The 24,641-nt window shown below is 58.7% G+C and carries 21 protein-coding genes; 6 read left to right on the top strand and 15 right to left on the bottom strand.

Features of this window, described 5'->3' with window-relative positions; genetic code table 11:
* The first annotated feature begins 128 nt into the window (after window positions 1–128).
* Window positions 129–1,775 (top strand): Na+/H+ antiporter, encoded by a 1,647-nt coding sequence (locus WFN61_RS09005; RefSeq protein ID WP_337038555.1) that lies wholly within the window; start codon window positions 129–131, stop codon window positions 1,773–1,775.
* Between the two features lie 40 nt (window positions 1,776–1,815).
* Here the strand turns inward: WFN61_RS09005 and WFN61_RS09000 are convergent, their stop codons facing one another.
* A complete protein-coding gene (locus WFN61_RS09000; RefSeq protein ID WP_144816710.1) occupies window positions 1,816–2,703 on the bottom strand; it encodes a LysR family transcriptional regulator in 888 nt (295 codons plus the stop codon).
* A 135-nt stretch (window positions 2,704–2,838) separates the two neighbouring features.
* Here WFN61_RS09000 and WFN61_RS08995 point away from each other — a divergent pair, with 135 nt between their 5' ends.
* Together WFN61_RS08995 and WFN61_RS08990 are read left to right on the top strand one after the other, a co-directional pair.
* Complete coding sequence (locus tag WFN61_RS08995; RefSeq protein ID WP_144816708.1) at window positions 2,839–3,246, top strand: CidA/LrgA family protein; 408 nt, start codon at window positions 2,839–2,841, stop codon at window positions 3,244–3,246.
* Window positions 3,243–3,932: an LrgB family protein gene (locus WFN61_RS08990; RefSeq protein WP_312633317.1), complete on the top strand. Its 690-nt coding sequence runs from the start codon at window positions 3,243–3,245 to the stop codon at window positions 3,930–3,932. Before WFN61_RS08995 ends, WFN61_RS08990 begins: the two co-directional genes overlap by 4 nt.
* A gap of 15 nt (window positions 3,933–3,947) precedes the next feature.
* Here WFN61_RS08990 and WFN61_RS08985 read toward each other — a convergent pair whose 3' ends face one another.
* The 4 genes from WFN61_RS08985 to acs form a co-directional block, all read right to left on the bottom strand.
* The gene (locus WFN61_RS08985; RefSeq protein WP_337038554.1) at window positions 3,948–5,237 is read right to left on the bottom strand and encodes a Gfo/Idh/MocA family protein; all 1,290 of its coding nucleotides are present in this window, start codon (window positions 5,235–5,237) and stop codon (window positions 3,948–3,950) included.
* Window positions 5,238–5,343: 106 nt separating this feature from the next.
* Complete coding sequence (gene actP / locus WFN61_RS08980) at window positions 5,344–6,993, bottom strand: cation/acetate symporter ActP (RefSeq protein WP_144816700.1); 1,650 nt, start codon at window positions 6,991–6,993, stop codon at window positions 5,344–5,346.
* Window positions 6,990–7,304, bottom strand: a complete 315-nt coding sequence (locus WFN61_RS08975) for a DUF485 domain-containing protein (protein ID WP_144816698.1) — start codon at window positions 7,302–7,304, stop codon at window positions 6,990–6,992. The genes actP and WFN61_RS08975 overlap by 4 nt, the downstream gene beginning before the upstream one ends.
* An 81-nt stretch (window positions 7,305–7,385) precedes the next feature.
* Window positions 7,386–9,344 (bottom strand): acetate--CoA ligase, encoded by a 1,959-nt coding sequence (gene acs / locus WFN61_RS08970; protein ID WP_144816695.1) that lies wholly within the window; start codon window positions 9,342–9,344, stop codon window positions 7,386–7,388.
* A 414-nt stretch (window positions 9,345–9,758) separates the two neighbouring features.
* Between acs and gltP the strand changes: the two genes are divergently transcribed.
* Window positions 9,759–11,072, top strand: a complete 1,314-nt coding sequence (gltP, locus tag WFN61_RS08965; protein WP_337038553.1) for a glutamate/aspartate:proton symporter GltP — start codon at window positions 9,759–9,761, stop codon at window positions 11,070–11,072.
* A gap of 138 nt (window positions 11,073–11,210) precedes the next feature.
* Here the strand turns inward: gltP and WFN61_RS08960 are convergent, their stop codons facing one another.
* Window positions 11,211–11,363, bottom strand: a complete 153-nt coding sequence (locus WFN61_RS08960; protein ID WP_042388790.1) for a Hok/Gef family protein — start codon at window positions 11,361–11,363, stop codon at window positions 11,211–11,213.
* 352 nt (window positions 11,364–11,715) lie between these two features.
* A complete protein-coding gene (gene fdhF / locus WFN61_RS08955; RefSeq protein ID WP_337038552.1) occupies window positions 11,716–13,863 on the bottom strand; it encodes a formate dehydrogenase subunit alpha in 2,148 nt (715 codons plus the stop codon).
* 271 nt (window positions 13,864–14,134) lie between these two features.
* Here fdhF and WFN61_RS08950 point away from each other — a divergent pair, with 271 nt between their 5' ends.
* Window positions 14,135–14,866 (top strand): response regulator transcription factor, encoded by a 732-nt coding sequence (locus WFN61_RS08950; protein ID WP_337038584.1) that lies wholly within the window; start codon window positions 14,135–14,137, stop codon window positions 14,864–14,866.
* Here the strand turns inward: WFN61_RS08950 and WFN61_RS08945 are convergent.
* From WFN61_RS08945 to WFN61_RS08920, 6 genes are read right to left on the bottom strand one after another with little or no spacing between them, the layout of a single operon-like run.
* Window positions 14,845–15,870, bottom strand: a complete 1,026-nt coding sequence (locus WFN61_RS08945) for a carbohydrate kinase family protein (RefSeq protein ID WP_313574058.1) — start codon at window positions 15,868–15,870, stop codon at window positions 14,845–14,847. The genes WFN61_RS08950 and WFN61_RS08945 overlap by 22 nt on opposite strands.
* A complete protein-coding gene (locus tag WFN61_RS08940) occupies window positions 15,867–16,727 on the bottom strand; it encodes a ketose 1,6-bisphosphate aldolase (protein WP_144816687.1) in 861 nt (286 codons plus the stop codon). Before WFN61_RS08940 ends, WFN61_RS08945 begins: the two co-directional genes overlap by 4 nt.
* Before the next feature lie 14 nt (window positions 16,728–16,741).
* A complete protein-coding gene (locus WFN61_RS08935) occupies window positions 16,742–17,437 on the bottom strand; it encodes a D-lyxose/D-mannose isomerase (protein WP_337038551.1) in 696 nt (231 codons plus the stop codon).
* Between the two features lie 54 nt (window positions 17,438–17,491).
* Window positions 17,492–18,433, bottom strand: coding sequence for an ABC transporter substrate-binding protein (locus WFN61_RS08930; protein WP_144816682.1), 942 nt, complete (start codon window positions 18,431–18,433; stop codon window positions 17,492–17,494).
* Between the two features lie 30 nt (window positions 18,434–18,463).
* Entirely contained in the window at window positions 18,464–19,471 is a 1,008-nt protein-coding gene (locus tag WFN61_RS08925; protein ID WP_313573793.1) for an ABC transporter permease subunit, read from the bottom strand.
* Window positions 19,464–20,975: a sugar ABC transporter ATP-binding protein gene (locus WFN61_RS08920; RefSeq protein WP_337038550.1), complete on the bottom strand. Its 1,512-nt coding sequence runs from the start codon at window positions 20,973–20,975 to the stop codon at window positions 19,464–19,466. The genes WFN61_RS08925 and WFN61_RS08920 overlap by 8 nt, the downstream gene beginning before the upstream one ends.
* A gap of 114 nt (window positions 20,976–21,089) precedes the next feature.
* Here WFN61_RS08920 and WFN61_RS08915 point away from each other — a divergent pair, with 114 nt between their 5' ends.
* A complete protein-coding gene (locus WFN61_RS08915) occupies window positions 21,090–23,372 on the top strand; it encodes an ATP-binding protein (RefSeq protein WP_337038549.1) in 2,283 nt (760 codons plus the stop codon).
* On the opposite strand, the gene WFN61_RS08910 is transcribed toward WFN61_RS08915, so the two are convergent.
* Complete coding sequence (locus WFN61_RS08910; RefSeq protein ID WP_312178228.1) at window positions 23,373–23,741, bottom strand: phosphonate C-P lyase system protein PhnH; 369 nt, start codon at window positions 23,739–23,741, stop codon at window positions 23,373–23,375.
* Between the two features lie 118 nt (window positions 23,742–23,859).
* Window positions 23,860–24,195 carry a zinc ribbon domain-containing protein YjdM gene (locus WFN61_RS08905; protein ID WP_144816671.1) on the bottom strand — a complete coding sequence of 112 codons (336 nt, stop codon included), beginning with the start codon at window positions 24,193–24,195 and terminating at the stop codon, window positions 23,860–23,862.
* Window positions 24,196–24,641 lie beyond the last annotated feature (446 nt).

Below are 24,641 nucleotides of genomic sequence, written 5' to 3'. Positions count from 1 at the left end.
CCCATTTTTGTTTTTTAAGGCACATCTTGTTTCCTTTGCGTTAGCCTGCATGTTCTATTATGAGAGGCATGATGCCTCGTCATCATTCGTCACCTCTCGATATAAAAAACATCGCAAACAGGGAACGCATGGAAATCTTCTTTACCATTCTCATCATGACCCTTGTGGTCTCTCTCTCCGGCGTTATCACGCGCGTTTTACCGTTCCAGATCCCGCTGCCGCTGATGCAGATTGCCATCGGCGCAATGCTGGCGCTGCCGACGTTTGGCCTGCACGTTGAGTTCGATCCCGAGCTGTTTCTGGTGCTGTTCATTCCACCGCTGCTGTTCGCCGACGGCTGGAAAACGCCGACGCGGGAGTTCCTCGAACACGGGCGGGAGATCCTTGGTCTCGCGCTGGCGCTGGTGCTGGTCACCGTGGTCGGCATTGGCTTCCTTATCTACTGGATCGTACCGGGTATTCCGCTGGTGCCGGCCTTAGCGCTGGCAGCCGTGCTCTCTCCGACCGACGCCGTGGCGCTCTCCGGCATCGTCGGGGAAGGACGCATCCCGAAAAAAATCATGGGCATTCTGCAGGGCGAGGCGTTAATGAACGACGCCTCCGGCCTGGTTTCGCTGAAGTTTGCCGTCGCGGTGGCGATGGGCACGATGGTGTTTACCGTCGGCGGGGCCTCGGTAGAGTTCCTTAAGGTGGCGGTGGGCGGTATCCTGGCGGGCTTCATCGTGAGCTGGCTATATGGCCGCTCGCTGCGCTTCCTCAGCCGCTGGGGCGGCGATGAGCCAGCGACGCAGATCGTGCTGCTGTTCCTGCTGCCGTTTGCCTCCTACCTGATTGCGGAACACATTGGCTTCTCGGGCATTCTGGCCGCCGTGGCGGCAGGGATGACCATCACCCGCTCCGGGGTAATGCGCCGCGCGCCGCTGGCGATGCGCCTGCGGGCCAACAGCACCTGGTCGATGCTGGAGTTTGTGTTTAACGGCATGGTGTTCCTGCTGCTGGGCCTGCAACTGCCGGGGATCCTCGAATCCTCGCTGGTGGCCGCCGAGGCCGACCCCAACGTCGCAACCTGGATGCTGTTTACCGACATCGTGCTGATCTATGCCGCGCTGATGCTGGTGCGTTTCGGCTGGCTGTGGACAATGAAAAAATTCAGTCAGCGCTTCTTAACCAGGAAGCCGATGGAGTTCGGCTCCTGGAGTACCCGTGAGCTGCTGATCGCCTCTTTCGCTGGGGTGCGCGGGGCTATTACCCTCGCGGGCGTGCTCTCTATCCCGCTGCTGCTGCCGGACGGTAACGTCTTCCCGGCCCGCTACGAGCTGGTGTTCCTCGCTGCCGGCGTGATCCTCTTCTCGCTGTTTGTCGGTGTGGTGATGCTGCCGATCCTGCTTCAGCATATGGAGATTGGGGATCATGTTCAGCAGGCGAAAGAGGAGCGGCTGGCGCGTTCGGTCACTGCCGATGTGGCGATTGTGGCGATCCAGAAGATGCAGGAGCGTCTGGCGGCTAATAGCGAAGAGAATATCGATAACCAGCTGCTGACCGAGGTTAGTTCGCGGGTGATCGGTAACCTGCGCCGCCGGGCTGACGGGCGTAACAACGCCGAGGGCTCGATGCAGGAGGAGAACCTTGAGCGTCGCTTCCGTCTGGCCGCGCTGCGCTCCGAGCGCGCCGAACTGTATCACCTGCGGGCCACGCGACAGATCAGTAACGAGACGATGCAGAAGCTGCTGCACGATCTCGACCTGCTGGAAGCACTGCTGATAGAGAATAAATAACCGTAGGCCGGGTCAGGCGAAGCCGCCACCCGGCGTTTTTTTACTCTGGCGGTAGCCAAAACCCCTCGCAGCACGCCAGCCACGCCTGGGCACTGTGCGACAGATAGATCCCCTCCCGCCAGATCATTCCCAACTGCCACTGCAAATCACTCTGCAAAGGGATCCAGCGCAATGTCTGCTTGTCCAGCCGCTGGCAAATCGGCTCCGGCAAAATCGCAATCCCCACTCCCGCCTGCACCATTGCGGCAAGAAAATCCCACTGGCCGCTGCGTACGGCGATGCGCGGCTTCACATCATGGCGGTTGAAGAGCTGCATTAGCTGCTGGCTGAGGGCAAAATCCTCGTTGTAGATCAGCAGCGGATGGTCGGCCAGCATCTCGGGGGAGACCGCCTCGCACTTCATCCAGTCGCCGGATCGGGGAACCAGCACGCACAGCGGATGACTGAATAGGGGGAGGGTAGTCAGGGCGCTCTCCTCCTCTACCGGCAGCGCCGTCATCGCCAGATCCAGTTCGCCGTTCATTACCGCCTGCTGGACCGTTAAACCACCAAACTCGGCGATTTTCAGCTCCACGCCGGGATGACGCTGACGAAACAGGCCGATCGGCCCGGCCATCAGCATGCCCACCATCGGCGGTATGCCCAGCCGCAGCACCCCTTTGTTAAGATGCTGAATATCGTCCAGCTCGGCCTCCAACTGGCGGAACTCAGCAAGGATGGCCTGACCACGTTCAAACACCACCCGGCCGGTATCGGTGAGCAGCAGCCTGCGTCCATCGCGGATCAGCAGGGTCGTGTTTAGCTCGTCCTCCAGGTTTTTTAACATCTTGCTGATTGTGGGCTGGGTAACGAACAGCCGCTCCGCTGCGCGGGTGAAACTCTGCTGACGCACGACTTCCACAAAATAGCGCAGCGTTCTGATATCCATGGCTATTCCTTTCAACTGTTATTCCGGAAAACTATTATTCCGGAAGACTATGCATGCGATGAGTTTAATTCATTTCAACCCGCTGTAGTGGCTCTCTATACTGTGTCTTCGATCACATCTCATGGACATACCCTAATGGACGTGGCGTTAAGCCGTGTTACGCCTGCTCTCCTGCGCCGGCTGCAAATTCCGCTGCAGGTGCTGCTCTATGCCGGTCTCTTTGTTATGGCCCAGTATCTGGTGCAATGGCTCAGCCTGCCGCTGCCTGCTAACCTGGTAGGCATGGTCATTCTGCTCGCGCTGGTGACGTGCCGCATCGTTCCCCTGAAATGGGTGCGGGCCGGAGCAAGCTGGCTGCTGGCAGAGATGCTGCTCTTTTTTGTGCCTGCGGTGGTGGCGGTGGTGAATTACGCCCAGCTGCTGCTGATCGACGGCTGGCGTATTTTTGCCGTCATCGCCCTGAGCACGCTGATGGTTCTCGGGGCAACGGCCTGGGTGGTGGATAAGGTCTACCGCTACGAACTTCGCAGGCAGCGGCCATGACTGACTTTCACATGGGTCTGCTCTGCCTGGGCGTCACGCTACTCATCTACTTTGCCAATAAAAGGCTCTATCGCCGCTTTCGCACGCTGCCCCTGATGCCGCTGGTCTGCACGCCGATTGTGCTGGTAGTGATGCTGGTGTTCGGTCATATCTCCTACCAGAACTACATGGGCGAGGCGCACTGGCTGCTATGGCTGCTCGGTCCGGCAACCATCGCCTTTGCGGTGCCGGTCTATGACAACCTGCCGATGATCAAGCGTCACTGGATGTCGCTTACCGCCGGGACAGTCACCGCGACGGTAGTGGCGGTGACCAGCTCGGTATGGCTGGCACGTCTGTTTACCCTGCCGGATGAGATCCAGCGCAGCCTGGCGGTGCGTTCGGTCACCACGCCCTTTGCGCTGGCAGCGGCCGGGCCGCTGGGAGGCCAGCCGGATCTGGTGGCGCTGTTTGTGGTGGTCACGGGCGTCTTCGGGATGGCAGTAGGGGATATGCTGTTTCTGCGCCTTGCCATCCGCGAAGGCATGGCGAAAGGGGCCGGGTTTGGCGCGGCCTCGCACGGGGCGGGGACGGCGCGATCCTACGAGCTGGGCCAGCAGGAGGGCGTTGTTGCCAGCCTGGTAATGATGCTTTCCGGGGTGGTGATGGTGCTGATTGCGCCGCTGGTCGCCAGAGTCATGTTCTGACCAGCGGCGTGGGCTTTACTTCAATCGGGCGACCAGCTCAAATTCGCGGAAGTTAACCGGGCGCTGCTGCTGCATGGAGATATTCCCGGCAATGCCGGTGAGGATCGACATCGCGCCCGCCCGGTGATCGGCGGCGCGCTTGAGGGGATCGTCCCCCGGTTCGCCGAACAGATCCGCCAGCATGGCATTATCGCCACCGCCGTGGCCGCCTTCGCCAACGGTGAACTCCGCCTTCCACGGCGCGGCAAACATCGGAAAGACCGTAATGTCGCACCCTTCCAGGCTACCTTCGTTCTCGCGTGCACCGCCGGCGTTAACGTAGGATTTCTCCACCAGCTTCATCTCCAGCCGTCCCGCGCTGCCGTTAAACACCACGTTCAGTCCCTCCCAGGGTAGGTAGGCATTCAGGGAGTAGGTGAGCTGCACCTGGTTCTGATACTTCACCAGCACCGACAGGGTGTCTTCGATGGTAATTCCGTCGCTAAATACGCTCTGGTCGCGGAAGTAGTTATCCTCATGCTCGGCGTCGAGGTAGAGCGCTTTCAGCTGCGGGTTGTCGGCCATCTGTAATGCAAAGGGATCCGCTTTCGCCTGCTCATAGCCGTGGGCGCGGGGATAGAACTGCGTGACGCCGCGCCGCTCGGCATTCTCTTTACCGTAGAAGCGCAGCCCGCCCTCAGCGTAGACGCGCTCGGGATAGCTCCCCAACCAGAAGTTCATCAGGTCAAAGTGGTGAGTCGACTTATGCACCAGCAGGCCACCGCTGTTGCGCTTCTCCCGGTGCCAGCGGCGGAAGTAGTCCGCGCCGTGTTCGGTGTTGAGCAGCCACTCAAAATGGACGGAGTAGACCTCGCCAATCGTACCGTTCATCAGCAGCTCGCGTATCTTGCTGTGGTGTGGCGCGTAGCGGTAGTTAAAGGCCACGCGCACGCTGCGGCCCGTCTCTTCGATAGCGTCAAGGATACGCAGGGCGCGCTGCTCATCAATGGTCATCGGCTTTTCGGTAATGACGTCGCACCCGGCCCGCAGCGCCCGCACGATATAGTCATCGTGGGTGCGGTCCATGGTAGTGACAATAATCGTGTCAGGACGTGTTTCGCGGATCATCTCGGCAAACTGCTCTGCTTTCCAGGTGGATACCGGCTCGCTATCGCTGCTCTGTAACAGCTGATTCGCGTAGTCCATCCGCGTCTGGTTGGTATCGCAGAAGGCCACCAGCTGCGCCGTTTCGCGCCACTGACCGCCAATAGCAGAGATGTACAGTCCGGCCCGACCACCGGTTCCGACAAGGGCATATCGCTTCATCGTATCCTCTCGCATTAAAACAACGTTTCAAATAGATTGAGATACTGTATCGCGGCTGTAAGACGAGAACTGTGATCCCCGGCCAGAATGGCCGGGGAGGGGGGCATTAATGTGCGCGACCCTGATCGATACCCAGCCCGGTTTGCGAGCGGATAAACTGGGCACGGAATTTCTCACGCTCCAGATTACCCTCTGGTGAGTTATCGGTGGCGGAGAAGACCCAGATACCGATAAACGCCACGGCGATAGAGAAGAGCGCCGGGTACTCGTACGGGAAGATCGCCTTCTCATGGCCAAGGATCTGTACCCAGATCGTCGGGCCAAGCACCATCAGCACTATCGCCGTTAACAGCCCCAGCCAGCCGCCGATCATAGCCCCACGGGTGGTGAGCTTCGACCAGTACATAGAGAGCAGGATGATAGGGAAGTTGCAGCTGGCAGCAATAGAGAAGGCCAGTCCCACCATAAAGGCGATGTTCTGGTTCTCAAACAGAATGCCAAGCAGGATGGCGACGACCCCAAGGGCCAGCACGGTAATTTTCGACACTCTTAGCTCGTCGCGCTCGGAGGCACCTTTGCGGAAGACGTTAGCATAGAGATCGTGCGATACCGCCGATGCCCCTGCCAGCGTCAGCCCGGCAACCACGGCCAGAATAGTGGCAAAGGCCACGGCAGAGATGAAGCCCAGGAAGAGGTTCCCGCCTACTGCATTAGCCAGATGCACCGCCGCCATGTTGTTGCCGCCGATCAGCGCGCCTGCCGCATCTTTAAACGCCGGGTTGGCTCCGACCAGCATGATCGCGCCAAAGCCGATAATAAAGGTCAGGATGTAGAAGTAGCCCATAAACCCGGTGGCGTAGAAGACGCTCTTCCGTGCCTCGCGTGCGTCGCTGACGGTAAAGAAGCGCATCAGGATGTGCGGCAGCCCGGCGGTACCAAACATCAGGCCGAGACCAAGGGAGAGGGCCGAGATCGGATCCTTCACCAGCCCGCCAGGACTCATGATAGCCGCCCCCTTCGGATGTACCGCCATCGCCTCGCTGAACAGATTATTGAAGCTAAAGCCGACGTGCTTCATCACCATAAAGGCCATAAAGCTGGCCCCGAACAGCAGCAGCACCGCCTTGATGATCTGTACCCAGGTCGTGGCCAGCATACCGCCGAACAGCACGTACATCACCATCAGCACGCCCACCAGCACTACCGCAATGTGGTAGTTGAGGCCAAACAGCAGCTGGATCAGCTTGCCTGCGCCGACCATCTGGGCAATCAGATAGAGCGCGACAACCACCAGCGAGCCGCAGGCGGAGAGAATGCGGATCGGCCCCTGCTTCAGACGGTAGGAGGCGACGTCGGCAAAGGTAAAGCGTCCGAGATTACGCAAACGTTCGGCGATCAAAAACAGAATAATTGGCCAGCCGACGAGGAAGCCGAGAGAGTAGATCAGCCCATCGTAGCCAGAGGTATAGACCAGCGCCGAGATGCCGAGGAACGAGGCGGCGGACATAAAATCACCCGCAATCGCCAGCCCGTTCTGGAAGCCAGTGATATTGCCGCCAGCGGTATAGTAATCATTACGCGAGCGGACGCGCTTCGAGGCCCAGTAGGTGATGTAAAGCGTCAGGACCACGAAGATCAGGAACATAATGATCGCCTGCCAGTTTGTTGGCTGGCGCTGTACCGCACCGGAGATAGCATCGGCTGCATTCGCAGCAAAAGGAAGCGTGGCGGCAAGCGCCGTCAGAAGACGTTTCATGATGCTTTTACCTCGCGCAGAACGGCCTTGTTGAGTCGGTCGAACTCCCCGTTAGCGCGCCATACATAGACGCCGGTCAGCAGGAACGAAATGATAATGACACCAATGCCGATGGGAATGCCGCGCGTCACGCTGGTTCCCGGGTGGAGCGGGGTACCGAGCCAGCCGGGAGCAAAGGCGATCAGGAGAATAAAGCCGACATAGATAATCAGCATAATGATGGAAAGGATAAAGGCAAACCGTTGCCGTTTTTTGACGAGCTCCCTGTAGTGCGCACTATTCTCTATCTGCTGACAAATATCGTTATTCATCACAGAGTCTCCAGACGTATTTTGTAGGGGAGGGTTATTATTATTCCCTCTCCCATGCGGGAGAGGGTAGGGATGGAATCGTTACGACGGCATGGTGATACCCTGCTTCTCTTCGAGCAGTTTTTCCACCACGCCCGGATCGGCCAGCGTTGAAGTATCTCCGAGGTTGCTGGTGTCCCCAGCGGCAATCTTGCGCAGAATGCGGCGCATGATTTTGCCGGAGCGCGTTTTCGGCAGCGAGTCGGTCCAGTGCAGCACGTCCGGCGTGGCCAGCGGGCCGATCTCTTTGCGGACCCAGTTGCGCACTTCGGTGTAGAGCGCCGGGGACGGCTCTTCGCCATGATTCAGCGTGACGTAGGCGTAGATCGCCTGGCCCTTAATGTTGTGGGGGATGCCCACGACTGCCGCTTCCGCGATTTTCGGATGCGAGACCAGCGCGGATTCAATCTCTGCCGTGCCGAGGCGATGGCCGGAGACGTTGAGCACGTCGTCCACCCGGCCAGTGATCCAGTAGTAGCCGTCCTCGTCTCGCCGCGCGCCGTCACCGCTGAAGTACATGTTTTTAAAGGTCGAGAAGTAGGTCTGCTCGAAGCGCTCGTGATCGCCAAACAGCGTACGCGCCTGTCCAGGCCAGGAGTCGACTATCGCCAGGTTGCCTTCGGTGGCACCGTCCAGCGGCGTGCCTTCGTTATCTACCAGCGCCGGCTGAACGCCAAAGAAGGGACGGGTCGCAGAGCCCGCTTTCAGCTCGGTGGCACCCGGCAGCGGGGCGATCATGAAGCCTCCGGTTTCGGTTTGCCACCAGGTGTCGATGACCGGGCACTTCTCGTTACCGATCTTCTTCCAGTACCACTCCCAGGCTTCCGGGTTGATCGGTTCACCCACCGAGCCGAGGATACGCAGCGACGATCGGTCGGTACCGGCAATCGCCTTGTCGCCTTCCGCCATCAGGGCGCGGATCGCCGTCGGCGCGGTATAAAGAATATTAACCTGGTGCTTATCGACCACCTGCGCCATACGGGCCGGGGTAGGCCAGTTCGGTACGCCCTCAAACATCAGGGTAGTGGCCCCGCAGGCCAGCGGGCCGTAGAGCAGATAGCTGTGACCGGTGACCCAGCCAACGTCGGCGGTGCACCAGTAGATGTCGCCGGGATGGTAATCAAAGACATACTTAAAGGTGGTGGCTGCATAGACCAGATAGCCGCCGGTGGTGTGCAGCACCCCTTTTGGCTTACCGGTAGAGCCAGAGGTATAGAGGATAAAGAGCGGATCTTCCGCGTTCATCTCTACCGGCTGATGCTCGCTGCTGGCCTGCGCCATGACGTCGCTCCACCAGAGATCGCGCCCCTCCTGCCACTCAATATTACCCCCGGTACGCTTGAGCACTACCACATGTTCGATAGTGGTTACGTTGGGATTTTTCAGCGCATCGTCGACGTTCTTTTTCAGCGGGATGCTGCGCCCGGCACGCACGCCCTCGTCGGCGGTGATCACCAGCCGCGAGCTGGAGTCGATAATGCGTCCGGCCACCGCTTCCGGTGAAAAGCCGCCAAAGATCACGGAGTGAATAGCACCGATACGCGCGCAGGCGAGCATGGCTACCGCCGCCTCCGGCACCATGGGCATATAGATCGCTACCACGTCGCCTTTTTTGATGCCCAGCGCCAGCAGAGCATTGGCGAAGCGGCAGACGTCGGCGTGCAGCTCGCGATATGAGATATGTTTGCTCTGCTGGGCGTCGTCGCCTTCCCAGATAATGGCCGTCTGATCGCCGCGCTCGGCCAGGTGCCTGTCGAGGCAGTTGGCGGCCAGGTTAAGCGTGCCATCTTCATACCATTTAATAGAGACGTTACCCGGCGCGAAGGAGGTATTTTTTACCTTCTGATAGGGCCGGATCCAGTCAAGAATTTTGCCCTCTTCACCCCAGAAGGTCTCAGGATCGCTGACGGATTGCTGATATTTCGCCTCATACTGCTCCGGGTTAATCAGGCAATTTTCCGCGATATTGGCGGGAACAGAGTGTTTATGTATTTGGCTCATGGCTTTTGTTCTCCTTGTAAGATGTTAAGGATATGTCACGTAAACGTTAAGGGAAGAGTGAAGCACGGCTTTGTTTACTTTTTGGGCGGAAGATCACGCATTGTTTGAATGGTTGAAAATTCAGCAAATGAATCTTTGCAGAGAAATAATCACCGTTGGTGATCTTTGCAGGAGAGGTAATGAAAAGCTTATCCATAACATATAGTTATGCATTAAGTGTGGGATAAAAGTCGCTTCTTATGCACTTTCGTGGTGAAAGACCCTCATCTTAAAGGGTTGCACTTGATACCATGCAAATGGTACTGATAATGCGCATTAAAAAACCCCGCTTTACTAAGCAACGCTAATCACACCCCTTTCAGTATGTATCGTTCCGGTACACGGAATGGTGCTTCATTGAGGACGTCTGTAGTTATGAAAAATGTGAAAGTCAGCCTGGCCTGGCAGATTTTGCTGGCCCTTGTGCTGGGTATTCTTCTGGGTAGTTTCCTGCATTACCAAAGCGATAGCCGCGAGTGGCTGATTGCAAACCTGCTTTCACCGGCGGGCGATATCTTTATCCACCTGATCAAGATGATTGTGGTTCCGATTGTAATCTCCACGCTGGTTGTGGGCATTGCAGGCGTGGGCGATGCGAAGCAGCTTGGCCGTATCGGTGTCAAAACGATTCTCTATTTTGAAATCATCACTACCGTTGCCATCGTGCTGGGTATCACGCTGGCGAACGTGTTCCAGCCGGGGGCGGGCATTGATATGACGCAGCTGGCGACGGTGGATATTTCAAAATATCAGAGCACTACGGCGGAAGTGCAGAGCCATGCCCACGGGCTGATGGGCACTATTCTCTCGCTGGTTCCGACGAATATTGTCGCCTCTATGGCGAAGGGCGACATGCTGCCGATCATCTTCTTCTCGGTGCTGTTTGGCCTCGGGCTGTCGTCCCTGCCTGCCGCGCACCGCGATCCGCTGGTGACCGTGTTCCGCTCTATTTCAGAGACCATGTTTAAAGTCACCCACATGGTGATGCGCTATGCGCCAATTGGTGTATTTGCTCTGATCTCGGTAACGGTAGCCAACTTTGGCTTCGCCTCCCTGTGGCCGCTCGCCAAGCTGGTGATCCTGGTCTACGTGGCGATCCTGTTCTTTGCGCTGGTGGTGCTGGGCGCGGTGGCGCGGATGTGCAAGCTAAGCATCTGGACGCTGGTCCGTATCCTGAAGGACGAGCTGATCCTGGCCTACTCCACTGCCAGCTCGGAGAGCGTTCTGCCGCGTATCATTGAGAAGATGGAGGCCTACGGTGCACCGGCGTCCATCACCAGCTTCGTGGTGCCGACCGGTTACTCCTTTAACCTCGACGGCTCTACGCTCTATCAGAGCATCGCCGCCATCTTTATCGCCCAGCTCTACGGCATTGACCTCTCTCTGGGCCAGGAGATCATCCTGGTGCTGACGCTGATGGTGACGTCGAAAGGCATCGCTGGCGTACCGGGCGTCTCCTTTGTGGTGCTGCTGGCGACCCTGGGCAGCGTGGGGATCCCGCTGGAAGGGCTGGCGTTTATCGCAGGCGTTGACCGTATCCTTGATATGGCCCGTACCGCGCTGAACGTAGTAGGTAACGCGCTGGCGGTGCTGGTGATTGCCAAGTGGGAGCGCAAGTTCGACAGCCAAAAAGCACTGGCCTACGAGCGCGAGACGCTGGGCAAATTTAAAACCACCGCCAATCAGTAGTCATTTATGAGTAATAAAAAAACCCGCCGAGGCGGGTTTTTTATTATTCACATGGTGTGAATGTATTTATGAGAATTATAAAAGGGTGCATTAAGGACACAACGCTGGCAATTCGGGCGGGTTACCCCGCCCGTTGAGTTAGCCTGCTGTGCAGGCTAATTTAGCCGCCACCTCCTGACGATCGTTTTTTATATTAAACTCGCAAAGCCTTCCGCGGTTAATAAAGGCAAAGGTCAGAATTGTTAGACAAACCACTAACAGAATGGCTAACAGATATTTTAATGGCGTCATGCCTTTTACTCCTTGCAAAAAAAAGGGTAAGAGGCTACTCTCAACTTGTCGGAGTTGTGTGAGAGTAGCCCCCGGGTTTATGAAAACATTGCCCGGGGCTTTCAACTCTCTGACTACCACACTCTCAACATTGTTCGGAATAACACTGAGCGTGCTTAAGACAGAAAGCCTTAAGCACCCGCCAATAATGATATCGCCTTCAGGTTAAAAGAAAAGAGAAATAGAGATGTAATTTTACTAACTTAATTACATTTTTCTTCGAGTGCACTCACAGGACTTTATAAATAATAATCCATATGAATATATAACACCGGCCTCTAATTCGAGGCCGGTGTTAATTAGCATGCCTGTTTTATCCTAATGCGCTCTCCCGCAGTCGGGATTTAAGCTTGTTATACTCGTCAATGACGTACCGCTCGGCGGCCTGCTGATCGTCGATTGCCTCCACGCGTACCGCGCAGTACTTATACTCCGGTGTTTTGGTTATCGGACTCAGGTTCTCCGTCACCAGTTCGTTACAGGCTCCAATCCACCACTGGTAGGTCATGTAGACCGCGCCCGGGTTCGGGCGGTCGCTGACCTGCGCCCGGGTGATGACTCTCCCCTTGCGCGAGTTGACCCACACCAGCGCCTCATCCTCAATGCCCAACCGGGCGGCGTCGGCGGTGTTGATCTGCGCATAGCCCGGCTCATCGGCCAGCGCGGCCAGCGCCGCACAGTTGCCGGTCATTGAGCGGCAGGAGTAGTGACCCACCTCACGCACCGTAGAGAGCACCATCGGGTAGTCGTCGGTGAGCTTATCAATAGGGGCAACCCAGTCGCAGGTAAAGAACTTCGCCAGCCCGGTGTCGGTATCAAACTTCTCTTTAAAGAGGTATGACGTTCCCTGGTCAGCCTCTGACTCATCGCGGCATGGCCACTGAATATAGCCCAGCTCGCCCATCTTCTCGTAGGTCGCACCGTAGAAGTCCGGGCAGAGGTGGCGCAGCTCGTCCCAGATCTGCTGGGTAGTGTCGTAGTGCATCGGGTAGCCCATCCGCGTGGCGATCTCGCTGATGATCTGCCAGTCGGTTTTCAGATCCCACTGGGGTTCTACCGCCTTAAAGAAGCGCTGGAAACCACGATCCGCCGCCGTATAGACGCCCTCATGCTCGCCCCACGACGTTGACGGTAAAATCACATCCGCCGCCGCCGCAGTTTTGGTCATAAAGATATCCTGCACGATGACCAGCTCAAGGTCCGCAAACCCTTTGCGCACCGCCGAAAGCTCGGCGTCGGTCTGCAGCGGATCCTCGCCCATGATATAGGCCGCCCGCACTTCGCCATGCGCCGCCCGATGCGGCAGCTCGCTGATGCGGTAGCCGGTATGGGCCGGCAGGCTCTCTACGCCCCAGGCGCGGGCGAATTTTTCCCGATTCGCCGGATCGCTGATGTACTGGTAGCCTGGATAGGTGTCCGGCAGCGCGCCCATATCACACGCGCCCTGCACGTTGTTCTGTCCGCGTACCGGGTTGACGCCGACGTGCGCCTTGCCTAAGTTGCCGGTGAGCATCGCCAGGCTGGTGAGGGAACGCACCGTCTCAACCCCCTGATAGAACTGGGTCACGCCCATGCCCCACAGGATTGATGCCGTTTTCGCCCCGGCATAGAGCCGCGCCGCCTGACGGATCGCCTGAGCACTAACGCCGGTAATCTCCTCGACGGACTCTGGCGTGTAGCCTTCAACAAGTTTGCAGTACTCTTCAAAGCCCTGGGTGCGGTTCGCCACGAACGCCGCGTCGTAGAGCTTCTCTTCAACAATGACATGTCCAAGGGCGTTGAGCAGCGCGATGTTCGAGCCGTTCTTCAACGCAAGGTGCATATCGGCAATGCGCGCGGTCTCGATTTTGCGCGGATCGCAGACAATAATTTTCGCCCCGTTACGCTTCGCACGGATCACATGATTGGCGACGATAGGGTGGGAATCTGCCGGGTTATAGCCAAAGATAAAGACTAAATCCGTGTTATCAATTTCCGTGATGGCATTACTCATTGCGCCATTACCGACCGACTGGTGCAGACCTGCAACCGAGGGGCCGTGTCAGACGCGTGCGCAGCAGTCGACGTTATTGGTGCCAATAACGGCGCGCGCAAATTTCTGCATCACATAGTTGGTTTCGTTGCCGGTACCGCGCGACGAGCCGGTGGTCTGAATGGCGTCCGGACCATATTTCTCTTTGATGGCGCTCAGGCGGTCGGCGACATAGTTCAGCGCTTCGTCCCAGGAGACCGCTTCCAGCTTACCGCCGCGCTGGCGACGGATCATGGGTGTTTTCAGACGCGGAGTGAGGATCTGGGTATCGTTGATAAAATCCCAGCCGTAGTAGCCTTTCAGACACAGGGTTCCCTGATTGGTTTTCCCCTGCGCCGCCTCCGCGCGAACGATTTTTCCGTTATCCACCACGAGGTTGATCTTGCAACCTGAGGCGCAGTACGGGCAAACCGTGACGACTTTTTTCATCGCTTCTGCTCCAGTTAAACACAGCGCGCATTTGCGCTCCTGGCCCCACTATGCATCTTACATGCCACATTGTTACTGTGGGCATTGGCAGGGATTACGGGCGAGTACGGGGTAAAACCCTGTCGATGAACAGGGCATCGACACATTTGACGTGTCGAAAAACTAAGGGGTGTGACAGCGGTTAAAGATCCAGCACGTCGCAGTGTGATTTGCTGCCGATCCTCACCAGAATGGCTAACACTTAGGCATGTCTCTCTGGCGGGCGTAGATGATGAAACCGGCAATTCTGATAGTGGATGATGATGCGGCAGTCTGCGAACTCTTGCAGGATGTGCTTAATGAGCATGTCTTTGCCGTGCACGTCTGTCATAGCGGTCGGGATGCGTTAACGCTTGCCGCTGAGCAACCCGAAATCGCGCTGGTACTGCTCGATATGGTGCTGCCGGATACCAACGGGCTGATGGTGCTGCAACAGCTGCAGCGAGCGCGGCCTGCGCTACCGGTGATAATGCTCACCGGGCTGGGCAGCGAATCGGACGTGGTGGTGGGCCTTGAGATGGGCGCGGACGACTATATCGCCAAACCCTTTAACCCCCGCGTGGTGGTGGCCCGTCTGAAGGCGGTGCTGCGGCGCACCGGTGCGCTAGCGGCGGAGAGTCCGCTCGCGAAAGGGGCGGATATGGCGTTTAACGGCTGGAGCCTGAATACGACCCGCTGTGAGCTGCACGATCCGCACGGCCAGCTGACGCCGCTCACCCAGGGCGAGTATGGCCTGCTGCTGGCGCTAATGCAGAATGCGCGACGGGTGCTGAGCCGCGAACAGCTGCTGGCCCTCACCCATAGCGAGAGCATGGATGTATTTGACCGCACCATCGACGTGTTGATTATGCGGCTACGGCGCAAAATCGAGCTGAACCCGCATCAGCCTGCGCTGATCAAAACCATTCGTGGCCTGGGCTACGTGTTCGCTGCCGACGTGGTTCATAATGAGATCGCGGCCTGAGCGTTATCGCGGATAAATGCCCGATGCTCATCCAGGGATTTTGCTCCGTCAATGGCGTTGGCGGCAAGCAGGCTGGCTCGGGCACAGACGTGGGCAAGCTGAATACTCTCCGGTAACGACCAGGCTTCATGGCAGCCGTAAAGGAACCCCGCGCAGAAGGCATCTCCCGCCCCCACGCTACCGATAATCTCCTCTTGCGCCAGGTGCCAGGAGGGGAGCCAGATGCCCGGCTCCTGCGGCGTTTGTCCCCACGCCCCCTCGGGACAGTGGATCACCACCCGCTGCTTCACACCGGCGGCCAGCAGCTGCGCCGCTGCCTGGGCGATATGCTCGATATGCGGCTCGCCGTTTTCGTGGCGGATCGTCAGCTCGCTGAACTCGCCCGCCTCCAGCTCGTTGATCACCAGATAGTCCAGATGCTTCAGGGCCGGGTTTACCAGCGGGCGGTAGCGGGGATCGCCTTTGCGCGACACCAGATCCAGTGAGGTTTCAAAGCCCAGACCGTGCATCTGGGCCAGCAGCCGGGCGCTGCGGGTGCCAAATTCGTCGTCCGGCATATCCAGGCTGTCCAGCAGCAGCAGGTAGCCGAGATGGAAAATCTTCATGGTGCTATCAAGGCGATCGAAGGCGGGCAGATCCAGCAGGCGGTTGGCACCGGGAGAGTGAAAGAAGGTGCGCTGGCCGCTGGGATCGGTCATGACCTGCGACATGGAGGTGGGGGCAAAGGTGGTGCGCTGCACATGCTGGCGGTTGATGTGGTACTGCTCCAGCATCGCCATAATGTAGTCGCCGTCGTTATCTTCACCCACCAACCCCACCGCCTGTAGCGGCAGGCCGGTACGCATCTTCGCCAGCGTCAGCAGAACGTTCAACGGCGCGCCGCCGGTGGAGCGTTCGCTGTGGACAATCTCGGCCAGCCAGCCGCGCTCCGGCCACTGCACGATCTGGTGGACGTGATCCACCAGCATATTGCCCGCCGCGATAATGCCTCTGCGTGTCATCAGATTTTCCCCTCGCTGCCGAAGATGCGCATCTGCTCGGCAACAATATCGGCGATCGCCTGCTCAATGCTGAGCATCAGCTCGGCGAACTCGTCATAGATCTGATCCCGCGCGGTCATGCTTTTGTCTACCGCAGCCAGGGCGGCCTGTGACATACCGGTATAGAAGTTGATTTTATGGATCCCCAGGCTGATAGCGCGGCGGAAGTCCGCATCGCTGATGCCGGAGCCGCCGTGCAGCACCAGCGGCAGGGCGGTCTGCTGGCGAATCGCCTCCAGGCGGGTAAAGTCGAGCTTCGGCTCACCTTTATATTTGCCATGGGCGTTGCCGATCGCCACGGCCAGCGCATCGATGCCGGTTCGGTCGACAAAGTCCCGGGCCTTTTGCGGATCGGTAAAGAAGGCCTCGTCGGCGTGGCCGTACAGCGCCCCACCTTCGTCACCGCCTACCGCCCCCAGCTCGCCCTCAACCGAGACGCCGACCGCGTGGCACATCTTCACCACCTCCCGCGTCTGGCGCACGTTCTCTTCATAGTCCAGCGTTGAGCCGTCAAACATCACGGAGGTAAAACCGAGGCGCAGCGCCTGAACAACCGCCTCAAAGTGCAGGCCGTGATCGAGGTTGAGCACCACCGGAATATCGTGCCGGGCGGCCTCATACTTCACCGCCTCTACCAGCGTATCCAGCGACAAATACTTAAAGTGCACTTCGGCAATGTTAATGATAAACGGCGAGCGCTGCTGTTTTGCGGCGGCAAACAGCGCCCGCAGAAAGTGGGTATCCAGTACGTTAAACGCACCCAGCGCATACTGGTGCACACGGGCATGTTTCAGACCTTCGGCAAGAGAGATCAGCGGCATTGCAGCCTCCTTGATTAGGGAACCGGGTAGAGAAACAGGGAATATTCGTTACAGAGCACCAGCTGGGCGGGCTCATCTTCTTCAATGCTGTTATAGCGATCGCGCGGCTCCAGGAAGTGGTTGTCATGGTCATCGTCATTGACGGAGGAGACCTCGCCCACCAGCACATCGCCAAAGCCGTGTTCGCCCCAGAAGCTGTGATACAGCCCCGGTGGCAGGCAGATGCTCTCTCCTGGCGCCAGGCGCAGCTGGCTGCCCGCCGTATGCGTCTGTAAACAGCCGTCGATGGCCACCGTCACGTCGGTCTGTTCAGTCTGCTGGTCGACCCCGGCGTTCCACAGTTCGATAATCAAATTACCGCCGCCGCGGTTAATAATGTCTTCGCGCTTGCGCCAGTGAAAATGCATGGGGGTCAGTTGGCCGTCGCGGACGTGCATGATCTTTTCCGCATAGCATTTGGGCCACGGTGTCCCGGCGGGGGAGCCATTGCGTAGGGTAAATAGCGTCAGCCCCTGTGTCGCAAAGTTCGCTCCGCCAAAGGCGGTCACGTCCCAGCCCAGCCGGAGATCGAACACCTCCTGCCAGGCATCGGCAGGCAGCTGTCGCCAGCGGGCCGGGGCGAAGCTGGCAAATGCCGGCAGGTGCACGTCATGCATGGAGAAAAACTGCCGCGTATGGCCAAGGATTTCGTTAATCGCGGAGCGTTTCATATATGGCCTCCAGAGGCGTAGGCCGGGTAAGCGCAGCGCTACCCGGCATTTACGTTATTTAACCGTCCAGCCTTTGTAGTTCGCCACGCTCTGCTTATCGATCATTGTGACCGGGATCAGCACCGGCTCTTTCGGCGCAGGTTTGCCCTGCAGGATGTCATAGCCAATCTCCACCGCCTTCGCCGCCATCACCTGCGGATCCTGTGCCGGGGTCGCCACGAACAGGGAGTTCTCACGTTTCAGCGCCTCTTCCCCGTCCGGCGAGCCGTCTACGCCAACGATAAAGAATTCGCTGCGCTGGGCCTGCTTCGCGGCCAGATCGGCCCCGATCGCCGTCGGATCGTTAATGGCGAATACGCCGTCGATCTTCGGATTGGCCGCCAGCAGGGAGGTCATGATCTCCAGGCCACCTTCGCGACTGCCCTTGGCGTTCTGGTTCCAGGAGAGCACCTTGATGCCTGGGTGACGCTTGAACTCGGTCTGGCAGCCCTCAACGCGGTTCTGCACCGCTGAGACCGGCGGCCCGTTGATGATCACCACGTCGCCTTTGCCTTTCAGGCGATCGGTGATGTACTTACAGGCGATCTCGCCTGCCTGGGTGTTATCGGAGGTAATGGTCGCGTCAGCGCCCTCGGCCGCCACATCAACGGCCACCACCACGATCCCGGCCTCTTTGGCGCGCTTCACCGCCGGGCCAATGCCTTTGGAGTCCGCCGCGTTGAGAATGATCATGTCTACTTTTGAGGCAATAAAGTTATCGATCTGCGATACCTGCTGGCCGAGATCGTAGCCGCTGGAGACCAGCGTCACCTTGACGTTCTCTCCGGCCAGCTTGCGCGCCTCCAGCTCTGCGCCCTTGGTGATCTGGACAAAGAACGGGTTCGCCAGGTCGCCCACCGTCACGCCGATGGACTTCAGATCTTTGGCCTGCGCAAACGGCGTTGCGGCAAGCAGTGCGCCAGCACAGAGCGCGGTGACTAAGGGTTTCAAACGCATATTCTGTTCCTTATGTGTAGGGTATTGTTGTTATGCACTTTGATGGTGACGGGTACGGTATTTATCGATTAGCACCGCAATGATGATCACCGCCCCTTTGATCACCAGCTGCCAGAAGTAGGAGACACCCATCAGCGTCATGCCGTTGTTGAGGGTGGCGATAATCAGCGCCCCCACCAGCGTACCGGTGATGGTGCCGATGCCGCCGACAAAGCTGGTGCCGCCGAGGATCACCGCCGCGATGGCGTCCAGCTCGTAGCCGGCGCCAAGGTTGCCGTTGGCGCTGTAGAGGCGCGAGGCGCTCATCACGCCGCCGAGGCCGGAGAGCAGGCCGCTCATGCCGTAGACAAAGAGCAGCACCAGCCACACCTTGATCCCGGTCAGGCGCGCCGCCTGCATGTTGCCGCCGACGGCGTAGATGTGAACCCCGAGGGTGGTACGGCGCAGGATAAACCAGCAGATGGCGATCACCGCCAGGGCGATAACCACCAGCCACGGGATCGGCCCGAGATAGTTATTGCCGATCCACTCGAAGCTAATATTGGAGTTGATCACCGTGGTGCCATCCGCCAGCAGGTAAGCCGCGCCGCGCAGGGCGGTATAGGTGCCAAGGGTGACAATAAACGGCGGCAGCCCGGCAAAGGCCACCAGCGCACCGTTAAACAGACCCAGCACCAGGCCGAGCATCAGCGCCGCCGGGATCGACAGCATCGACAGCTCCGGGATTAATGAGACGACCATCGCCGCCACGGCGGTAGTGCCCAGTATCGAGCCCACCGACAGGTCAATACCGCCGGTTAAGATGATGAAAGTCATGCCCGCCGCCAGCACGATATTAATCGACGCCTGACGGGTGATATTGAGCAGGTTGCTCTCGGTAAAGAAGTTAGGCGCAATAAACCCAAAGACGGCGACGATCAGGATCAGGATCGGCAGGATCCCCACCGTTTGCATCAGATCCCCCATCAGCATTTTCTTTGCCGACGCGGATTTCGCCACCTGCTGTGGGGTAGGCGCTAAGGTCTCTTTTTTAGTCATGGTGTACTGCCTCATCTACGCCGGTTGCCAGCGTCATTATATTTTCCTGGGTGATCTCCTCTCCGTGCAGCTCGCCGGCAATGGTGCCTTCATGCATCACGTAGACGCGATCGCTCATGCCAACCACCTCCGGCAGCTCGCTGGAGATCATCAGGATCGCCACGCCTTTGTGCGCCATCTGGTTCATGATGCGATAGATCTCGCTTTTCGCCCCGACGTCGACGCCGCGCGTTGGCTCGTCGAGGATCAGAATGCGCGGATTAATGGCAACCCAGCGGGAGATCAGCAGCTTCTGCTGGTTACCGCCGGAGAGCCCCCCCGCCCGCACCTGCGCGTGGGGAACGCGGATCTGTAAGAGCTGAATAGCATCGTCGGAGATGGCCTGGGCCTTTTTGCGATCCAGCATGCCGTAGTTCGCGTCGCGCTCCAGCGTTGCCATGGTGATATTTTCGGCAGCGGCCAGTTCGAGAAACAGCCCCTGCTCTTTACGGTTTTCGGTGAGAAAGCCAATGCCTAAATCGATAGCGGTACGCGGGGAGTGGATCACCACCGGCTCGCCGTCAATCTCAATGACCCCGCCGGTGGCGCGACGCACGCCAAAAATCAGCTGCGCCAGCTCGGAGCGACCCGCGCCCACCAGCCCGGCGAGGCCGACGATCTCCCCGGCGCGCACGTGCAGGCTGATAGGGTGGATTTTGCCGCCGTCGGTGAGGTTCTGCACGTTGAGGCGGGTTTCGCCAGGGGTAATGCCGCGCTCTTTATTAAACAGGTCGCTGAGCGGACGGCCCACCATCATGCGCACCAGTTCGCCAGCGTTTAGCTTGTCGCGCATCAGGCTGCCGACGTACTGCCCGTCACGCAGGACGCTGACGCGGTCGGAGAGCTCGTACACCTCGGCCATGCGGTGGCTGATATAGATAATTGCCATTCCCTCGTCGCGCAGGCGCAGGATCAGCTCAAACAGACGATGGGTTTCCCGGGAGGAGAGGGCGGCGGTAGGTTCATCCATCACCAGCACCCGGCTGTTGCGGTGCAGCGCCCGGGCGATCTCGACCTGCTGCTGCTCGGCAATGGTCAGCTTCATCACCAGATCGCTGGCCTTAAACTGCGCCCCGAGACGGTTAATGACGCTCTGTGCCTGGGTAACCATCTCTTTACGCTTTACCAGCCCACCGCTGGAGAGCTCGCTGCCGAGAAAAATGTTTTCGGCGACGGTGAGGTTCGGGGCGAGCTGCATCTCCTGGTAGATCAGGGTAATACCGGCAGAGAGTGCATCCTTCGGGCCTTTGATGCTGTAGGGCTGGCCGTCGATCAGGATCTCACCGCTGGTGGCGGTGTAGGCCCCGGCGAGGATCTTCATCAGCGTGCTTTTCCCCGCGCCGTTCTCTCCCATCAGGGCATGGATTTCACCGGGCCAGACCGTGAGATCCACACCCTTAAGCGCATAGAATTTGCCAAAGGCTTTGGCAATATTGCGCATTTCCAGTACCGGTGTCCTGCTCATGGCGGATCTCCTGCGAGGTGGGCGATATCAGCACTCCATCACAGGAACGTAAACGCAAAATGTCAGAAGCCGTTCATATTTGTCATATTGGAATTTTTCTTCCCGGAGCGTGATATGCCGCAGCAAGGAAGTCACTTTTTCGCTAGCGCACGCGGGCGATTGCTCATCTTTAACCTGCTGGTGATGGTAGTGACGCTGATGGTCAGCGGCGCGGCGGTGCTGGGGTTTCGCCACGCCAGCCAGATCCAGGAGCTGGTGCAGCAGCAGACGCTGGACGATATGTCTGGCAGCATGAACCTTGCGCGGGATACGGCGAACGTGGCGACGGCGGCGGTCAGGCTGTCGCAGGTGGTGGGGGCGCTGGAGTATCAGGGGGAAGCCGAGCGGCTGAAGGCGACGCAGGCGGCCCTGCAACGCTCGCTGGAACAGCTGGCCCATGCGCCGCTGGCGCGCAACGAGCAGCAGCTGGTGGCGCGCATCATACAGCGCAGCACCGAACTACAGCACAGCGCAACGCAGATGCTGGAGCGGGGCCATCGACGTCACCTGCAGCGTAACGCGCTGCTCAGCTCGCTCTACCAAAACCAGAGTTACCTGCATCAGATCAAGGGGATCTTGCTACGCGATGGCGGCAGCGTGCCGGATGCGCGACTGCTGGATGAGATAGACCGCCTGATCGGCGCGGCGATCCAAACCCCTTCCCCGCGTCCGACGGTAGCGGCGCTGGATACCATTATGGCCCAGCTGCCCGAGGGGGCGAGCCCACCCCTCATCAACACCGTGCTGGGCGACTTCACCGCTGAGCTGCGCAAGCTGGGGCCGCTCTCTTTGCAGCTTGAGGAGAGCGATCTGGCGATCAACTGGTACATGTACCATATCAAGGCGCTGGTGGCTTTTTTAAATACGGATATCAACCAGTACGTTGAACGCGTCGTGGACGTGTCCCAGCAGCGTATCGATCGAAGCCACCGGGAGCTGAGGTCCATCATCCTGTTTATCATCGCCTTTACCTTGCTTGCGCTGGTGATCACCGGCTTTGCAGGCTGGTACATCTACCGGAACCTGGGGTCAAACCTGACGGCTATCTCCCGGGCGATGAGTCGGCTGGCTCGGGGGGAGCAGGATGTATCCGTTCCGGCGCTGCAGCGGCGGGACGAGCTGGGGGAGCTGGCGCGCGCGTTTAACGTCTTTGCCCGCAATACCGCCTCGCTGGAGCACACCTCCCGGCTGCTGCGAGAGAAAACCACCCAGATGGAGATTGACCGCACCGAACGGCAGGGGCTGGAGGAGGCGCTGCTGCACAGCCAGAAAATGAAAGCGGTGGGGCAGCTGACGGGCGGACTGGCGCACGATTTTAATAACCTGCTGGCGGTGATCATTGGCAGCCTGGAGCTGGTCAGCCCCGGTTCGCCGGATACGCCGCGCATCAGCCGGGCGCTGAAGGCCGCCGAGCGGGGCGCGCTGCTCACCCAGCGCCTGCTGGCGTTTTCGCGCAAGCAGTCCCTGCACCCGCAGGCGGTGGCGATGCAGCCTCTGCTGGAAAACCTGACCGAGCTGCTGCGCCACTCTCTGCCTGCCTCCCTGACGCTGGAGATTGAGGCGCAACAGCCGGCGTGGGCGGCATGGATCGACGTCGGACAGCTGGAGAACGCCCTGATCAACCTGGTGATGAACGCCCGCGATGCGATGGAGGGCAGGAGCGGCGTTATCCGCATCCGCACCTGGAACCAACGGGTTACGCGCAGCGATGGACGCCGTCAGGATATGGTGGCGCTGGAGGTGGCCGATCGCGGCTGCGGTATGTCGCAGGAGATTAAAGCCCGGGTATTCGAACCCTTTTTTACCACCAAGCAGACCGGCAGCGGCAGCGGCCTTGGCCTGTCGATGGTCTACGGGTTTATTCGCCAGTCCGGCGGGCGGGTAGAGATTGAGAGCGCGCCGGAGCAGGGCACAACGGTGCGGCTGCACCTGCCCCGCGCCTCAGAGCTGGCTCATGACATCAACGCACCGGAATTGATACCCGATGGCGATAACACCGACCGGCTGATTCTGGTCCTGGAGGATGAAGCCGACGTGCGCCAGACGCTGTGCGAGCAGTTGCACCAGCTCGGCTACCTGACGCTGGAGGCGGAAAACAGCGAGCAGGCGCTGGCGCTGCTGGCCGCCGCGCCGGATATCGATTTTCTGCTGAGCGATTTGATGCTGCCGGGCAGGCTGAGCGGTGCGGAGGTTATACAGTTTGCTCGCCAGCACTATCCCGGACTGGCGCTGCTGCTGATCAGCGGCCAGGATCTGCGCCCGGCGGACAACCCGGCTCTGCCGGACGTTGAGCTGCTGCGTAAACCCTTTACCCGCGCCCAGCTGGCGCAGGCGCTACGAAAAGCGCAGACGCGCTAGTTAACGGACTTCGATATGGGTCGTGCGCGGAATGGCCATCAGGCGTTCGCCGCAGGTCAGAAGCAGATCGACATCCGGCGAGAAGGGGGGCAGACGTTCGCTAAGCTCATGCACGATGCGCTCCGGCAGCTGGGGAGCAACCATGCGCTCATCGGCGATGCCGTTGCCGGTCAGGCGCAGCATCCGCCCGCCGCTCAGGCTGGCAACCTGTAAAATCAGCGGGGCGCGGCTGCTATCGGTTAACGTTAGCAGCACGCTGGCGAGATCGAGCGGCTGGCACTCATCGTTGAGCGGGCTGAAGGTGACAATGACCCCCGGCTCGCTCATGGCTTTAGATAGACGGCGAAAATGGTGTTGAGCACCCTGCATGGACGACCTCCGGTTAGAATCGTCCTATCCTGGCCGCCGAGTGTGACATTTGGGTTAAGTTACCATGACCGGATAATGAAGATAGCGCCAGCGCTGTCTGAAAATGGGTCGCCAGAGGTTAATTCTTTTTAACGAATTCTGATTTAAGCTTCATCGGGCCAAAGCCGTCGATTTTGCAATCGATATTATGATCGCCCTCAACGAGGCGAATATTTTTAACCCTGGTACCGATCTTCAGCATTGAGGAGCTGCCTTTGACCTTGAGATCCTTAATTACCGTCACGCTGTCGCCATCCGCCAGCAGATTGCCGTTAGCATCTTTGACGATTAATTGATCGGTATCGGCTGCGGCTTCGCTTTCGGTCCATTCATAAGCGCACTCCGGGCAGATAAGCAGGCCGTTATCTTCATAGGTATACTCGGATTGGCATTTTGGGCAGTGGGGAAGTGACATGGTACGCTCCTCGCAAGGCTGGCAACGCGGACGCGCGGCCCGCAAAACGCTCGGCAACAGGCCGAGAAAGAGGGCGATTATACACTAATACCTTACAGTTGTCGGTGCTATTATTTTTATGTAAAAGCAGAGAAAAATGTCTGGTCTTGACACAACCTGGCACAACCGTGAGCGATGCTAGCGGTATGACGCAGGAAGAATAGGTTTATGTATGATATTTAGAATATTTTTCGGGGGAAATTGCCACTTTTCATCAATTCATATATGGTGAGATGAAGCATCAAGCGCTATTCGCGATGGCATCTGGCACCCGCTCACTCTTCTGCCGAAGGGGGTTTCTTACCCTCAAATTAGGTGGGTAAATATATGAAGATATATCCTTTTTGCCCATAAAAATGCGCTACGCTCTCTAATCGCTCTGGTTTCTTGGTCCGGAACGAAAGATC

This window comes from Pseudescherichia sp. AS216, assembly GCF_037152055.1.
Classification (GTDB): Bacteria; Pseudomonadota; Gammaproteobacteria; order Enterobacterales; family Enterobacteriaceae; genus Pseudescherichia.
This window is presented reverse-complemented; position numbering and strand designations above follow the sequence as displayed.